Raw genomic sequence first — 14,458 nt, 5'->3', positions numbered from 1 at the left:
CACCGTCGAATCAGAAAGGTTGTTGGAAGTTTAGCGCTCCCATCCTCGGGCGTATCCGCAGCGCGCACCCGTTCCGGCGTACGCGCGCCTAACCAGTGTTGACCAGGGGGGATAATCGAGAACATGCGCCTCTCCGCTCGTGTGGACTACGCCCTCCGCGCCGCCGCCGAACTCGCCGCGGCCGGTGCCGGCCCGACTACGGTGGGTGAGCTCGCCAAGGAGCAAGACATGCCCCCCAAATACCTGGAGAACATCCTGCTGCAGATGCGCCGGGCCGGGCTCGTGCGCGGGCAGCGGGGGCCGGAGGGGGGCTACGTGCTGGCCAGGCCGGCCACCGACATCTCGCTGGCCGACGTGATCAGAGCCGTGGACGGGCCGCTGGCCAACGTGCGCGGCGAGCGCCCCGAGCACGTCGGCTACCGCGGGCCGGCGGAGTCGTTGCAGCAGGTCTGGATCGCGCTGCGGGCCACCGAGCGGTCCATCCTGGAGGAGGTCACGCTGGAGCAGGTGGCCTCGGGGGTGCTGCCCGAGCGGATCCGCCAGCTCGCCGCCGACCCCGCCGCCTGGGACTGAGGCCTCTTCGTCAGCGGCATCCGCCCGGAAGACCGAGCACCTGCGGCGCCCGCCCTGAAGGCTGAGCCCCTCGTCAGCGGCTCCTGCCCGCCGCCCAGAAGAGCGCGAGGGCGACCAGTTCGACGACGGCCGCCACCGCCGGCAGCCAGCCGCTTCCGTGACTCTCCAGCACCAGCCCGCCCACCGCGCCCCCGCCCGACACCCCGACGTAGACGGCGCTGCTGTTGAGCGCCAGCGCCTGCGGCCCCGCCGGGCCCGCCAGCGCCAGCAGCCGGGTCTGCGCCGGTGGCGGCACCCACCACGACACACCCGCCCACACCAGTAGCAGCGGCAGGAGCGCGGGCAACGGCAGCGGCCGCAGCAGCCAGCAGGCGGTGAAGACGCCCATCACCCCGGTGAACCCGGCGATGCCGGCGATCAGCGCCCGATCCGCACCCCACCGGTCGGCGGCCCGTCCGCCGAGCTGCCCGCCCACCAGCCCGGCGAGCCCGGCCAGCGCGAACACCCACCCCAGCGCCGCCGGCCCGGCCCCGGCCAGGTCCCGCAGGAACGGCGCCAGGTACGTCATCAGCATCATGCTGCCCAGCACGATCGCCACGATCCCGAGCAGCCCGAGCACGACCCGCGGCCTGGCCAGGGACGCCAGCCGCTCCCGGACGGGCATGGCGTCCGCCGGGGGCGGCTCGGGCAACGTCCTCCGGATCGCGACCAGCGCGACGAGCCCCAGCAGCCCGCCGAGGCCGAACGTGGCCCGCCAGCCGAAGGCGCCGCCCACCCACGTGCCGATGGGCACGCCCAGCATGAGCGACCCCGTCAGCCCGCCCATCACCAGCGCCAGGTAGCGGCCCCTCCCGCTGTCGGGGGCGAGGGCGGTGGCGACGGCGTACGCGGTGGGGACGATGGCCGCCGCGGCCAGCGCCGCCAGCACGCGCAGCCCCATGAGCACGGCGTACGACGTCGTGAACGCGGCCGCGCCGTTGGCAGCGGCGAACAGGACCAGGGCCCAGGTGAGCAGCCGTCGCCGCGGCCAGGTGGCGCACACGACGGAGGCCACCGGCGCTCCCAGAGCGAACGCCAGGGAGAAGACGGTGACGAGCTGCCCGCCCGCCGCCTCGCTGACGCCGAGACCGGCGGAGACGGCGGGCAGCACGCCCGCGATCACGTAGTCGTCGGTGGCCAGGGCGAAGGTGGTGAAGACCAGGGCGAGCAGCCACGCGGGCAGGCGGGCGCGCTGCCGTACGGCGACGGGCATGCGTATCCCCTCAATAAAGGTAACAGTCGTTTCCCATATAGGGTAACAGTCGTCACCTCAATGACCGCAAAGGGATATACGCCGATGGCCAGGACCGCCGACCCGCGCCGCCGGGCCGAACTGCTCGACCAGATCGTCGACTACCTGGCCGAGCACGGCCTGTCGACGTTGTCGATGCGCCCGCTGGCCGAGCACCTCGGCAGGTCCACGCGCGTGCTGACCCACCACTTCGCCGACAAGGAGGAGCTGCTGTCGGCCACCATGGAGCGCCTGGACGAGCGGCACCGCGCCTGGCTGCGGGCGCTGCCGGGCTGGTCGGGGTCCGACAGCGTGGGCACGATCATCCGCCGCACCTGGGACTGGCAGTCCCGGGAGGAGAACCTGCCGGTCGCCCGCCTGATCCACGAGATCGAGGGACTGGCGGCCGGTGGCCGGCTCCAGGGGCACGTGCCGCGGCTGCTGGCCGACCGGTCGGAGTTCGTGGCAGGGCTGCTGCGCGAGCGGGGCGTCGCGGAGGCCGACGCGTCGCGGATCTCCACGCTGGCCAACTCGGCGTACACGGGACTGCAGATCGACTTCCTGACGACCGGCGAGCGCGATCGCGTCGAAGAGGCGCTCGACCGGCTCTGCGCCCTGGTGGACGAATGGGTCGCTGCCGCCGGGTGAGCCGGCCCTCGCGCCCTCGACGCACGTCGTGGTGACGAGCGGGGCGTCACGTATCGCCGACGGAACCAGCGGTGCGCACCGGCCGCGTTCCTAGACTTGGGGCATGCCCGAAGGAGACGCCGTCTATCGCACGGCCGCCCGCCTGCGCGGCGCGCTGGACGGGCGCGTGCTGACCAGGTCGGACTTCCGCGTGCCCCGGCACGCCACCGCCGACCTGACGGGCCGCGCGGTCGTCACCACGCTCTCCCGGGGCAAGCACCTGCTCACCCGCGTCGAGGGTGACTTGACGGTGCACACGCACCTGCGCATGGACGGGAGCTGGCGGATCATGCCGGCGGGCCGCAGGACCGCCCCGGGAGACCTGGTCAGGCTCATCCTGGCCAACGAGCGGTGGCAGGCGGTCGGTGTGCGGCTGGGGATGGTGGATCTCGTCAGGACGGGTGACGAGGGGCGGCTGGTCGGGCATCTGGGGCCGGATCTGCTCGGCCCGGACTGGGACCCGGACGAGGCCGTGCGCAGGCTGCGGGTCTCGCCCGGCAGGACCATCGGGGAGGCGCTGCTCGATCAGCGCAACCTGGCGGGGATCGGCACGATCTATCGCGCCGAGACCCTGTTTCTGCGCGGGATCTGGCCGTGGAGGAGGGTCGGGGAGATCGAGGATCTCGCGGGGCTCGTGTCACTGGCCCAGCGACTGCTGGAAGCGAACACATCTCATGCGGGCACGGTGACCACAGGTGATCGCCGCCCGGCGAACCAGACGTGGGTCTACGGCAGGGCGGGGAGGCCCTGTCGCCGATGCGGCACCCGCATCAGCCGCGGGGAGATGGGGACGCAGCCACAGGAAAGGCTCATCCTGTGGTGTGCGGGCTGCCAGCGGGGCTAGGCAGCCACCATGTCCTTGACTTCGGGGAACACGGAGTCGGAAATCGACCCGGGAACCGTCTCCGCGAGGGGCAGCCGTTCGCGATCGGGCACGTCGGCCAGCACAGGGGCAGCCTGCAGCTCCGCCAGCGCGAACTGGTCGGAAACCTCACGCAGCACCTGAGAAAGAGGCACCTCGAGTGCGCCGCAAATGGACGCCAGCAGCTCCGACGAGGCTTCCTTCTGGCCGCGCTCCACCTCGGACAAGTAGCCGAGCGAGACACGCGCCTGCGTGGACACCTCGCGTAGCGTGCGTCCCTGCCGCACCCTCAACCGTCTCAGCACGTCGCCGAGCAGCTGACGCAGCAGAATCATCTGTCGCTCCCTCCCCGGCGCGGATTTCACCACACCCCGCGCGATCGGATCGTGCCGCACATTGTTCTTCTTGGCTTCGTACATACTCCTCGCCGTCATCATCGGGCGACGTCGCGCTTTGACCACCGCACGTGGCTCATCAGGCCCGCCTGCCGGGCGCTCGGTGCTTGCAGTTGGCTCACGGACCTCACTCACAGCTCCACCGTACCCGTATCCACCGACACCGCGTCAGACCGTGCTTCGCATGTTCGCTCGGGACGTAACACGGTAATCACCCGGAATGTTCCCCTATGTTCGACTTAAGCACACCTGACAGTAGATCTACCGCCTCGTCCACCGTCTCTACCCTGATACGTTCGCGGGATCCAGAAAGTTGCATCTCCCGGCCCCAGACGCGCCCGCCCGGCCCGCAGACGGCCGCGTAGACGGTGCCGACCGGCTTGCCGTCCTGCGGCTCCGGCCCGGCCACCCCGGTCACGGCCAGCCCGTACGTGGCCCCGCACAGCCGGGCCACCCCCGTCGCCATGGCCGCGGCCACGCCGGGGTGCACGGCCCCCTCGCGCCGCAGCAGCTCGGCGGGCACCCCCAGCAGCTCGTGCTTGAGCTCGGTCGCGTACGAGATGACTCCGCCCCTGAACGCCTTGGACGACCCCGAGACCGACGTGATCGCCGCCCCGATGAGCCCGCCGGTCAGCGACTCGGCCACCGCCACCGTGGCGGAGCGGGCCACCAGCATCCCCAGAACCTCGGCCACATCTGCCATCGATCACTCCCCGCGCGACTGCCTGGCCACTTTCCGCAACCTGATGGCCCTGACGACGTAGTCGACCCCCGTGGCGACCGTGATGAGCAGCGCCGCCCCCATCACCACCCACCGCACCGGATCCGGCACCCACGGCAGGAGGTAGAGGACGATCGCGGCGATCTGCAGCACGGTCTTGACCTTGCCGCCGTAGCTGGCCGGGATCACCGCGTGGCGCAGCAGCACGAACCTGAGGACCGTGATGCCGACCTCCCTGCCGAGGATGACGATCGTCACCCACCAGGGCAGCTCGTTCAGGATCGACAGGCAGACCAGGGCCGCGCCGGTGAGCGCCTTGTCGGCGATCGGGTCGGCGATCTTGCCGAAGTCGGTGATGAGGCCGTAGCGCCTGGCCAGCTCCCCGTCGAGGTGGTCGGTGATCGAGGCCACCACGAACACCCCGAGGGCGGCCAGCCGCCAGCCCATGCCGGGCAGGAAGAGACAGACGACGAAGAAGGGGACGAGCGCCAACCGGAGGACCGTGAGGACGTTGGCGATGTTCCACGGGCTCACCACCCGGCGCTCGTCCCTCGTCATGGGCCGGCCTTGATGCGCGCGATCAGATCGACCCCTTCGGCGTCGACCACGACAGCGCGCACGATCTGCCCCCTGACCAGGCCGATGCCCTGCACCGTGACGGAGCCGTCGACCTCGGGGCCCTGGTGCGCGGCCCGGCCTTCGTAGCCGCCGTCGCCCAGGTCGTCCTCGATCAGCACGTCGACCTCGGTGCCCATGCGCTCCTCCGCGCGCTGGGCGGTCAGCTCCTCGGCCAGCTCGGTGAGCACGCGCACGCGCTCGTCGATGACCTCCTGCTCCAGCTTGCCCGGCAGCCCGGCGGCCTCCGTGCCGTCCTCGTCGGAGTAGCCGAACACGCCGATCACGTCGAGCCTGGCCTCCTCCAGGAAGCCGACCAGCTCGCCGAACTCCTCCTCGGTCTCTCCCGGGAAGCCCACGATGAAGTTGGAGCGCACGCCGGCCTCGGGAGCGCGCTCGCGGATGCTCCCCAGCAGCCCGAGGAAGCGCTCGGGGTCGCCGAAGCGGCGCATCCGGCGCAGCACCGTGCCGCTGGCGTGCTGGAAGGACAGGTCGAAGTAGGGGGCGATGCCGTCGGTGCCGGTGAGCACGTCGATCAGCCCGGGGCGCAGCTCGGCCGGCTGGAGGTAGCTGACCCGCACCCGGTCGATGCCCTCGACGGCCGCGAGCCGGGGCAGCAGCTGCTCCAGCGCCCGAAGGTCGCCCAGATCCTTGCCGTAGGACGTGGAGTTCTCGCTGACCAGGACGAGCTCGCGCACCCCTCGGTGGGCCAGCCAGTCGGCCTCGGCCAGCAGCTCGTCGGGCCGGCGCGAGACGTAGGAGCCGCGGAAGGCCGGGATGGCGCAGAACGTGCAGCGCCTGTCGCAGCCGGAGGCCAGCTTGAGCGAGGCCACCGGGCTCTCGTCGAGCCGTTTGCGCAGCACGCGCGGCCCGCTCGCGGGCGCGAGGCCATCGGGCAGGTCGCCGTGGCCGGGGATGTTGGTCTTGGGGGCGCTGGCACGATCCACCGGCGAGATGGGGAGCAAGGTGCGGCGGTCGCGTGGCGTGTGGGGCTTGAGCGGCCGCCCGGCGAGCACGTCGTCGAGGCGGCCGCCGATCTCGGCGTAGTCGTCGAAGGAGATGACCGCGCTGGCCTCGGGCAGCGCCTCGGCCAGCTCGTTGCCGTAGCGCTCGGCCATGCACCCCGCGGCGACCACCTTCGCGCCGGAGTCGGCGGCGGCCAGCAGCGTGTCGATGGAGTCTTTCTTGGCCGAGTCGATGAAGCCACACGTGTTGACGACGACGACGTCGGGGTCGTCGTCGCCCAGCTGCCAGCCGGCAGCCTCGAGTCGCGCGGCCAGCTCCTCGGAGTCGACCTCGTTACGTGCGCAGCCCAGAGTGATCAGCGATGCGGTTCGGCGGGATGACATGGTGAACACTACGGTATCGGGAGTTGGCCACCACCCGATGCACCGGCTCCCGCCGGACGGCTATCGCGCGGGCGGCTTGGCGGGCCCGAACGAGCGCCGCACCATCTCCCCCTTGCCCCCGAGCGGCGCGACCTTCTTGCCGTTGACCTGCAGCGACACGGCCGAGGCGTCGGCGAGCAGCAGGTTGACCTTGTCCTCGGCGCGCACCGTGGAGGTCTTTCCCGCCTTCAGCGTGCCCTCGAACAGCTTGCGCCCCTTGCCGTCCTGGGCCTGCACGTACGACGACCGCTTGGCCTTGATCCTGATCGTCACCATGCGCTGGGCCGCCTTGCCCGCGGCGTGCTTCTTCGGCTTCTCGGCGATCGGCGAGTTCGGCGGGACGCTGGGCCGGGCCGAGGCCGCCTGCACGTCGGCCGTGCGCACCTCGTCGCTCGCGCCGCCCAGCACCCGCATCATGCCGAAGACGACGACGATCGCGAGCGCCACCCCGAGGGCCATGGACCAGTTGGGCCCGCGCCGCTCCCTCAGGTTGATCTTGCGGTCGGCCTGGAACACGGCCGAGGCGGCCATCGGCCTCGGCGCCCCGCCGTGCCGCTGGTCATAGAGGTGGACCGTGGCCTCGGGGTCGAGCCCCACGGCCTTGGCCACCGCCTTGATGTGGCCCCTGGTATAGAAGTCGCCGCCGTACTGGCTGTCGTCATCCTGCTCCAGGCCATGGATGATCGCCTCACGAATGTTGGTGGCCTCGCTGACCTGCTCGACCGTCAGCCCGGACGACTGTCTGGCCGCCGCCAGCACGGCCCCGATACTCTGCTCCTCCACGGCGAATGCCTCCCCCACGGCACTGGAAATGCCACCACACTAGGTAGTGGTTTACATTCAACCAGTTACTACCCCGCTAGGCGGCATTGTGGTCATTCGCCACGCAGGTCAGCCAGCAAACCGGGTAGATCGTCCGGTTTGACCATTACTTCCCGCGCCTTCGACCCCTCGCTCGGGCCGACCACGTTCCGGCTCTCCAGCAGGTCCATGAGCCGTCCGGCCTTGGCGAACCCGACCCGCAGCTTGCGCTGCAGCATCGAGGTGGAGCCGAACTGGGTGGTCACGATGAGCTCGGCGGCCTGGATCAGCAGGTCGAGGTCGTCGCCGATGTCCTCGTCGATCTCCCGCTTGACCGGCGCCGCGGCGACGTCCTCGCGGTATTCGACCTGCATCTGCGCCTTGCAGTGCGCGACGACCTCGGCGATCTCCTTCTCGGAGACGAACGCGTTCTGGATGCGGATGGGCTTGCTCGCGCCCATCGGCAGGAACAGCGCGTCGCCCTGGCCGACCAGCTTGTCGGCGCCCGGCTGGTCGAGGATGACCCGCGAGTCGGTGAGGCTGGAGACGGCGAACGCCAGCCTGGACGGCACGTTGGCCTTGATCAGGCCGGTGACCACGTCGACGGACGGCCGCTGGGTGGCGATCACGAGGTGGATGCCCGCCGCGCGGGCCAGCTGCGTGATGCGCACGATCGAGTCCTCGACGTCGCGCGGCGCCACCATCATGAGGTCGGCCAGCTCGTCGACGATCACTAGCAGGTACGGGTACGGCTGGTAGACGCGCTCGCTGCCCGGCGGCGGCTGCAGCTTGCCCGCCCGCACGGCCTTGTTGAACTCGTCGACGTGCCGGAACCCCGACGCGGCCAGGTCGTCGTAGCGCCGGTCCATCTCGCCCACGACCCATTCGAGGGCCTCGGCGGCCTTCTTCGGGTTGGTGATGATGGGCGTGATGAGGTGAGGGATGCCCTCGTAGACGCTGAGCTCGACCCGCTTGGGGTCGACCAGCACCATCCGCACCTCGTCGGGCGTGGCCCGCATGAGGATGCTGGTGATGAGCCCGTTCACGCAGACCGACTTGCCGGCGCCGGTGGCTCCCGCGATGAGCAGGTGGGGCATCTTGGCGAGGTTCGCGACGATGGTGCGGCCCTCGACGTCCTTGCCCAGGCCGACGATCATCGGGTGGTGATCGGCCTGCGCCACCTGGGCGCGCAGCACGTCGCCCAGGGCGACCAGGTCCTTGTCGGCGTTCGGGATCTCCACCCCGATCGCCGACTTACCCGGGATAGGCGACAAAATCCGGACGTCTGCTGACTTGACCGCGTACGCGATGTTCTTGGTGAGCGCCGTGACCTTCTCCACCTTGACCGCGGGCCCCAGCTCGATCTCGTAGCGGGTCACGGTCGGCCCCCGGGTGAAGCCGATCACCTGGGCGTCGATGGTGAACTGCTCCAGCACGCTGGTCAGCGCGTTCACCACGGTGGTGTTGGCCTTCGTCTGCGGCTTGGGCGCCGTGCCCGGCTTGAGGAACTGCAGGTCCGGCAGGCTGTAGGGGCCCGCCTGCGGCGAGAGCACGAGCTGCTCCACCTTGCGCGGCGCGGGCGTCGGCTGCGGCGGCTCCGGCCGCTTGTCGGCCTCGGGAGCGGGCGCCTCCTCCTCGTCCGTCAGCCCCGGCACGATCTCCGGCGAGTGGTCGGCCCGCTTGTCGGCGTCGTCGGCCAGGACGGGCGTGTCGTACGGCTTGACGGAGTCGCCGCCCTCCTCGGTGGCCTTCTTGGCGCTCCTGGCCCGCTTCTTGCCCGGCGCGCGCGGCGCGGGCTCGGCCTGCCGCTCGAACAGCATGTGCCGCAGCTCGGCCAGCCGCTCGGGGATCCGGTGCACGGGGGTGGCGGTGATCACCAGCACCCCGAACCCGGAGAGGAGGAGCAGCAGCGGGATCGTGATCCACGGCGGCAGGATGCTCATCGGCGGCGCCGACACGATGAACCCGATCATGCCGCCGGCCTGCGACACCTTGTCCATGCCCTGCCCCTCGCCGGCCGGGTAGGGGGTGCCGTTGGCGACGTGGATGACGCCCAGCACGCCGACCAGCAGCGCCGCCCACCCGATCACCATGCGCCCGGTGTCGGCGTTCTGGTCGGGGTGGCGCAGGTAGCGCCAGGACAGCAGGCCGAGCAGCAGCGGCAGCGCCCACGCCAGCGAGCCGAAGACGCCGTGCACGGTCGCGTTCACCACGCTGGAGACGGCACCGTCGGCGTTTCGCCAGGTCATGGCCGCCAGCACGATCGCGCCCGCGAGCACCGTCAGGCCCACTCCGTCGCGCCGGTGCGCGGGATCGAGCTCGCGGGCGTTCTTGCCCAGCGCGCGAGCCGTGCTGCCGATGCCGTTGGCGAGCAGCATCCACAGCCCGACGATCAGCTTGCCGATCATCGTGAAGACCCAGCTGATCGGATCCTGGTGGGTCACCGAAGCGGGCTTGCGGCTCGAGGCCGCCCTGGACCGCCCCGCCGACGAGGTCCCGCGCTTGGCGGGCGTCGAGCGAGACGAGGTCGACCGCTTCGCCGGCCCCTTCGATGCGCTTTTCGGCGTACGGGTGGCCATGATGCCAAAGGTACGTCGGAGACACCGCGGAAGGCGCGTAGGCACGCCGATGATCCGTCCGGACCCCTGGAAGATCCGGCGAAACCCGCCGACCGGCCCATGACCGCCACATGACCCTGGCGGCCTTCTCACAACCGCCGGTACGGAGCGCGTCCGTCTGCCACTCTGAGAGTGACCGTACTGCCACATCGAGTGATGTTCTAGGACGCACAGTGGACACGACCAGGGTGTCGAGCACGGCCTTCGACGGGACCCCCCATGCCCCGGCGCACGCGCGCAGGTTCGTCCGCCAGGTGCTCGGCGAGTGGCGCCTCGACCACCTGGCCGAGGACGCCGTGCTGCTGACCAGCGAGCTCGTCACGAACGCCGTCGTCCACGCGGGCACCGGCATCGAGCTGACCTGCCGGCTGGACGTGGACGCCGACCCCGCGAAGCTGGAGATCGAGGTCGACGACCACCACCCGGCCAGGACGCTCCCGGAGGCCGGGCCGGTGCCCGGCTCGACGCGCACGTCGGGACGCGGCCTGGCGCTCGCCGGCATGCTGGCCGACGCCTGGGGCGTCACCTACACCCGTACGGCCAAGCGGGTCTGGGTGCGCCTGGAGCTGGCCGACGGATACGACGCGCCGGAGCCGGCCGGCGCGGCCCCGATCGAGACCCTGCACGTCGGCGTCATCGTCGCCGACCGCGACGGGCTGGTCCAGTCGTGGAACGCGGAGGCGGAGACGCTGCTCGGGTGGCGGGCCGACCAGGCGATCGGCCGGCGGCTGGAGAAGCTGGTGGCCTGGCGGGGGCACGGCCCGTACACGATGTCACTGGCCGACACGCTCTGCCTGGGCCGCTGGCGCGGCGAGGCGCACATGCGGCACCGGGACGGCGGCGTGGTCCCGGTCTACGTCTCCCACCTGCGCGACCGGGTGCGGCGCTGCTCCGTCTGGCTGGTGGTGGCGCTCGACCACGGGCACGTCCTGGCGCCGCCGCCGCGCCGGGAGGCGGGCCGGCGCATCAAGGACCTGCTCGGCCAGGACCTGCCGTTCGCCGAGCTGCTCGACACGATCGCGCGGATCGTGCAGATCTCCTGCGGCGGCGACGCCGCATACGTGCTGCTGGCCGCCGACGGCGGTGACGCCTTCGGCGTGGCGGCGGGCGCCGGCGCGACGCCGGGGCTGGTGGGGGTGCTGGCCCCCGGGATCTTCGGCCGGGACCGCACGGCGCCCGCGATCGTCGCGGACCTGCCGGCCGTGGACGCGGAGCTGGCCCGGCGGCTGCGCGCCAGGTCGCTGGCGTGCGCGCCGCTGCTCGCGGGCGGCGAGCCGGCCGGCTACGTGGTGGTGACGGCCACGTCGCCGGACCGCTTCGACGAGGAGCTCGTGGCGAGCCTCCAGCACATCGCCGCCCAGGTGGCCGTCCCGGTGCAGCGCGAGCGGCTGGCCGAGCGCGACCGCGCGCACCGGGGGCGGCTGTCGTTCCTGGCCGAGGCGGGCGAGCTGCTGGCGGGCGTGCACGACGAGGAGGTGATCGCGGCGCTGGCCGCGCAGCTCGTCGTACCGAAGATCGCCACCTGGGCGGCCGTCTACCTGACCGATCTGACGGGCATGACCAGGCTCGCGCACGTCTGGCACAGCGAGGAGCGCCACAACGCCGAGCTGCGCAAGGCGCTGCCCGCCGTCCCGCGCACCCCGCTCGACGAGGTGAGCTGGCCGGTCGGCCCGGAGACCGTGGTGTCGTTCCCGCTGGTCACCCAGGGCAGGTCGCACGGCGCGCTGGTGATCGGCCGCGTCGAGCCGACGCTGCCGCTGGAGCTGGCCGACCTGCTGTCGGACCTGTGCCGCCTGGTGTCGCTCAACCTGCACACCGCCATGCTGTACGCCCGCCAGGCCACCACCTCGCGGGTGCTGCAGCGCAGCCTGCTGCCCCTGCGCGTGGCGCCCATGCCGGGCCTGGAGTCCGCCGTCGTCTACGAGCCCGCCGAGGAGGGCGCGGACGTCGGGGGCGACTTCTACGACCTGTTCACGGTGGCCGACCACTGGTGCTTCGCGCTGGGCGACGTGTGCGGCAGCGGCCCGGAGGCGGCCGCGGTCACCGGGCTGGCCCGCCACGCCGTACGCCTGCTGGCCAAGGAGCACTACACGGTGGCCGACATCTTCGACCGGCTCAACCACGCGCTGCTGGAGGAGGGCGAGGAGGGCCGCTTCCTCAGCCTGCTGTGCGGCGAGCTGACCCCGCTGCCGCAGGGCGGCGCGCTGTGCACGATCGCCTCGGCCGGCCACCCGCCGCCGCTCCTGCTGCGGCCGGACGGCAAGGTCGAGGCGATGGCGACGCCGCAGCTGCTGCTCGGCATCGAGTCCGGCGCCCGGTTCTACGTCGAGACGTTCGAGCTGGCGCCGGAGGAGGTGCTGCTGTGCGTCACCGACGGCGTGACCGAGCGGCGCGACGGCGAGCGGCTGCTCGACGACGGCGACGGGCTGGCCGTGCTGCTGTCCGGCTGCACGGGGCTGAGCGCCCACGCGGTGGCCGAACGCGTGCGCCACGCGGTCGAGACGTTCGCCGACGAGCCCTCGCAGGACGACGTGGCCCTGCTGGTGATCAAGGCCGCTGCCGTCCTGCGCCCGGTCATGACGTGAAGCGGTACGTCGTGGTCGAGGTGCGTCGCTCGCCCGGCCGCAGCACGGTGGAGGGGAAGCTCGGCTGATTGGGCGAGTCGGGGAAGTGCTGGGTCTCCAGGCACAGCCCGCCGAACGGCCCGTACGGCGTCGCGCCCCCGTCGAGCATGCTGCCCGAGTAGAACTGCACGCCCGGCTCGGTCGTCGTGACCTCCATGGTCAGCCCGCCGGCCGTCACCGTCGCGCCGCCCTCGTTGAGCACGAAGCAGTGGTCGTACTGCCCGTCGTACCGCTCCCCCACGGCGTGCGGCTCGGTGAAGTCGAACGGCGTGCCCTTGACCGGCGCCAGCTCGCCCGTCGGGATCTTGTGCTCGTCCACCGGCAGGTAGTGCTCGGCGTCCAGCGTCACGACGTGGTCGCGTACGTCGCCCTCGCCCTCGCCCTTGAGGTTGAAGTAGGAGTGGTTGGTCAGGTTGACCACGGTCGGCGCGTCGGTCTCCATCGCGTAGTCGATGCGCAGCGCGTCGTCCTCCAGCGTGTACGTGACCCGCGCCGTCAGCGTGCCGGGGTAGCCCTGGTCGCCGTCGGGGCTGGTCAGCCGCAAGGTCACCGACTGCCCGGTGCGCTCCTCGACGGCCCAGACCTTCTTGTCGAAGCCCTCGACGCCGCCGTGCAGGCTGGCCGTGCCGTTGTTGACCGGGACGTGGTATTCGACGCCGTCAAGGGTGAAGGCTCCGCCCGCGATGCGGTTGCCGTACCTGCCGACGACCGCGCCGAAGTAGCGGCTGCGCGTCTGGTAATCCTCCAGCGTGTCGAGCCCGAGCACGACGTCGCGGCCCGACACCTCAAGCGAGCGGACGATGGCGCCGTACGTCAGCACCCCGGCGCGCAGCCGGCCTGACGACAGGTCCACCTGCTCGACGGTCTCCCCCGACGGCAGCGTTCCGAAGATCATGTTTGTGCCCTTCCCGTGGATTCGCGGACTATGAGGGCGGTGTCGAGGGTCACTGTCGCGCCCTCGCCCCCCGACTGCAGCAGCAGGTCGACGGCCATCCTCCCGGCGGCGACGGCCGGCATGGCGACCGTGGTCAGCTTGGGCCGGTTGAGCCGCCCCGGCAGGATGTCGTCGAACCCGATGACACTTATCTGGTCTGGTACCCCTATCTCCATCGCCGACAGCCCCTCGATGACGCCGAGTGCCACGAGGTCGTTGTACGCGAGCACCGCGGTCGCCCCGCAGGCCGCCACGTCCGCCGCCACGGCGAGGCCGCCCGCCTCCGTGGGCTGGTTGGGGCCGAAGAAGACGAGGTCAAGTCCGGTGGCGTCGGCGGCGACCCCCTGCATCTCGTTGCTGGTCCACGAGCCGATCGGGCCCGACACGAGGGCGATCCTGCGGTGACCGAGCCCGGCGAGGTGCTCCAGCGCGAGCCTGGCGCCCTGGGCGACGTTCATGAGCACGGCGGCCATGCCCTTGATCCGCCGGTTGACCACGACGAACGGCACGTCCTCCGCCAGGCGCTCGATCATCTTGTTCGACAGGCGGGGGCTGCACAGCAGGACGCCGTCGACCTGCTTGGTCAGCGTCCTGATCAGCTCCTCCTCGACCCGCGGGTCCTCATCGGTGTCGGCCACGAACACGTGGTAGTCGCGTCCCCTGGCCTGTGCCTGGGCGGCCTTGATGAGCGGCGGGAAGAAGGGGTTGGCGATGTCGGCCACGATCAGGCCCATGTTGAAGGTGCGCCCGGTGGTGAGCGCCCTGGCCGCGCGGTTGGGGCGGTAGCCGAGGTCGTCGGCCGCGGCCAGCACGCGGCTCCTGGTGGTGGGATTGACCAGGTGCGGCGCGGAGAAGGTGCGGGACACGGTGGACACGTGCACGCCGCACACGCGCGCCACGTCCTTGATCGTCGCCGTCATCGCCGTCCTCCCTTGCAAACGGTTGCCAGACTAAACCTTGACCTTCACCC

Annotated in this window: 14 protein-coding genes; 5 read left to right on the top strand and 9 right to left on the bottom strand. The window is 71.5% G+C overall.

The genetic code is table 11. The features are described 5' to 3' along the window. The first annotated feature begins 123 nt into the window (after positions 1 to 123). Positions 124 to 573: an RrF2 family transcriptional regulator gene (locus FH608_RS09125; protein ID WP_139629989.1), complete on the top strand. Its 450-nt coding sequence runs from the start codon at positions 124 to 126 to the stop codon at positions 571 to 573. A 73-nt stretch (positions 574 to 646) separates the two neighbouring features. On the opposite strand, the gene FH608_RS09120 is transcribed toward FH608_RS09125, so the two are convergent. After that, the gene (locus tag FH608_RS09120) at positions 647 to 1,825 is read right to left on the bottom strand and encodes an MFS transporter (protein WP_139629988.1); all 1,179 of its coding nucleotides are present in this window, start codon (positions 1,823 to 1,825) and stop codon (positions 647 to 649) included. An 84-nt stretch (positions 1,826 to 1,909) separates the two neighbouring features. Here FH608_RS09120 and FH608_RS09115 point away from each other — a divergent pair, with 84 nt between their 5' ends. Both FH608_RS09115 and FH608_RS09110 read left to right on the top strand, forming a co-directional pair. Then, on the top strand, positions 1,910 to 2,491 hold the full coding sequence (locus tag FH608_RS09115; RefSeq protein ID WP_139629987.1) for a TetR/AcrR family transcriptional regulator: 582 nt from the start codon (positions 1,910 to 1,912) through the stop codon (positions 2,489 to 2,491). Between the two features lie 103 nt (positions 2,492 to 2,594). Beyond that, positions 2,595 to 3,374 (top strand): DNA-formamidopyrimidine glycosylase family protein, encoded by a 780-nt coding sequence (locus FH608_RS09110; protein WP_139629986.1) that lies wholly within the window; start codon positions 2,595 to 2,597, stop codon positions 3,372 to 3,374. Here the strand turns inward: FH608_RS09110 and FH608_RS09105 are convergent. The 6 genes from FH608_RS09105 to FH608_RS09080 form a co-directional block, all read right to left on the bottom strand. Continuing rightward, on the bottom strand, positions 3,371 to 3,727 hold the full coding sequence (locus FH608_RS09105) for a helix-turn-helix domain-containing protein (RefSeq protein ID WP_139630401.1): 357 nt from the start codon (positions 3,725 to 3,727) through the stop codon (positions 3,371 to 3,373). The genes FH608_RS09110 and FH608_RS09105 overlap by 4 nt on opposite strands. 271 nt (positions 3,728 to 3,998) lie before the next feature. Beyond that, on the bottom strand, positions 3,999 to 4,490 hold the full coding sequence (locus tag FH608_RS09100) for a CinA family protein (RefSeq protein ID WP_139629985.1): 492 nt from the start codon (positions 4,488 to 4,490) through the stop codon (positions 3,999 to 4,001). A gap of 3 nt (positions 4,491 to 4,493) precedes the next feature. Then, entirely contained in the window at positions 4,494 to 5,066 is a 573-nt protein-coding gene (pgsA, locus tag FH608_RS09095) for a CDP-diacylglycerol--glycerol-3-phosphate 3-phosphatidyltransferase (RefSeq protein WP_139629984.1), read from the bottom strand. Then, positions 5,063 to 6,472, bottom strand: coding sequence for a 30S ribosomal protein S12 methylthiotransferase RimO (gene rimO / locus FH608_RS09090; protein ID WP_139629983.1), 1,410 nt, complete (start codon positions 6,470 to 6,472; stop codon positions 5,063 to 5,065). Before rimO ends, pgsA begins: the two co-directional genes overlap by 4 nt. 60 nt (positions 6,473 to 6,532) lie before the next feature. Further along, a complete protein-coding gene (locus tag FH608_RS09085; protein WP_139629982.1) occupies positions 6,533 to 7,294 on the bottom strand; it encodes a helix-turn-helix domain-containing protein in 762 nt (253 codons plus the stop codon). Between the two features lie 92 nt (positions 7,295 to 7,386). Further along, positions 7,387 to 9,720 carry a DNA translocase FtsK gene (locus FH608_RS09080; RefSeq protein ID WP_226899207.1) on the bottom strand — a complete coding sequence of 778 codons (2,334 nt, stop codon included), beginning with the start codon at positions 9,718 to 9,720 and terminating at the stop codon, positions 7,387 to 7,389. Position 9,721: 1 nt separating this feature from the next. Between FH608_RS09080 and FH608_RS52515 the strand changes: the two genes are divergently transcribed. Continuing rightward, positions 9,722 to 9,994, top strand: coding sequence for a hypothetical protein (locus tag FH608_RS52515; RefSeq protein WP_226899205.1), 273 nt, complete (start codon positions 9,722 to 9,724; stop codon positions 9,992 to 9,994). 109 nt (positions 9,995 to 10,103) lie between these two features. After that, positions 10,104 to 12,515, top strand: a complete 2,412-nt coding sequence (locus FH608_RS09075) for a SpoIIE family protein phosphatase (RefSeq protein ID WP_193318320.1) — start codon at positions 10,104 to 10,106, stop codon at positions 12,513 to 12,515. Here the strand turns inward: FH608_RS09075 and FH608_RS09070 are convergent. Together FH608_RS09070 and FH608_RS09065 are read right to left on the bottom strand one after the other, a co-directional pair. Further along, entirely contained in the window at positions 12,505 to 13,449 is a 945-nt protein-coding gene (locus tag FH608_RS09070; RefSeq protein ID WP_139629979.1) for an aldose epimerase family protein, read from the bottom strand. The two genes, FH608_RS09075 and FH608_RS09070, sit on opposite strands and share 11 nt — an antisense overlap. Next, a complete protein-coding gene (locus FH608_RS09065) occupies positions 13,446 to 14,408 on the bottom strand; it encodes a LacI family DNA-binding transcriptional regulator (protein WP_139629978.1) in 963 nt (320 codons plus the stop codon). Before FH608_RS09065 ends, FH608_RS09070 begins: the two co-directional genes overlap by 4 nt. Positions 14,409 to 14,458 lie beyond the last annotated feature (50 nt).

It is taken from the genome of Nonomuraea phyllanthi (assembly GCF_006334985.2).
Lineage (GTDB): Bacteria > Actinomycetota > Actinomycetes > Streptosporangiales > Streptosporangiaceae > Nonomuraea > Nonomuraea phyllanthi.
The sequence above is the reverse complement of the archived record's forward strand: the minus strand, read 5'-3'. Positions and strand labels throughout refer to the sequence as shown.

Coding starts and splice junctions, on each gene's coding strand:
- FH608_RS09125 (WP_139629989.1), top strand. CDS start 124: ATGCGCCTCTCCGCTCGTGTGGACTACGCCCTCCGCGCCGCCGCCGAA.
- FH608_RS09120 (WP_139629988.1), bottom strand. CDS start 1,825: ATGCCCGTCGCCGTACGGCAGCGCGCCCGCCTGCCCGCGTGGCTGCTC.
- FH608_RS09115 (WP_139629987.1), top strand. CDS start 1,910: ATGGCCAGGACCGCCGACCCGCGCCGCCGGGCCGAACTGCTCGACCAG.
- FH608_RS09110 (WP_139629986.1), top strand. CDS start 2,595: ATGCCCGAAGGAGACGCCGTCTATCGCACGGCCGCCCGCCTGCGCGGC.
- FH608_RS09105 (WP_139630401.1), bottom strand. CDS start 3,727: ATGATTCTGCTGCGTCAGCTGCTCGGCGACGTGCTGAGACGGTTGAGG.
- FH608_RS09100 (WP_139629985.1), bottom strand. CDS start 4,490: ATGGCAGATGTGGCCGAGGTTCTGGGGATGCTGGTGGCCCGCTCCGCC.
- pgsA (WP_139629984.1), bottom strand. CDS start 5,066: ATGACGAGGGACGAGCGCCGGGTGGTGAGCCCGTGGAACATCGCCAAC.
- rimO (WP_139629983.1), bottom strand. CDS start 6,472: ATGTCATCCCGCCGAACCGCATCGCTGATCACTCTGGGCTGCGCACGT.
- FH608_RS09080 (WP_226899207.1), bottom strand. CDS start 9,720: ATGATCGGCAAGCTGATCGTCGGGCTGTGGATGCTGCTCGCCAACGGC.
- FH608_RS09070 (WP_139629979.1), bottom strand. CDS start 13,449: ATGATCTTCGGAACGCTGCCGTCGGGGGAGACCGTCGAGCAGGTGGAC.
- FH608_RS09065 (WP_139629978.1), bottom strand. CDS start 14,408: ATGACGGCGACGATCAAGGACGTGGCGCGCGTGTGCGGCGTGCACGTG.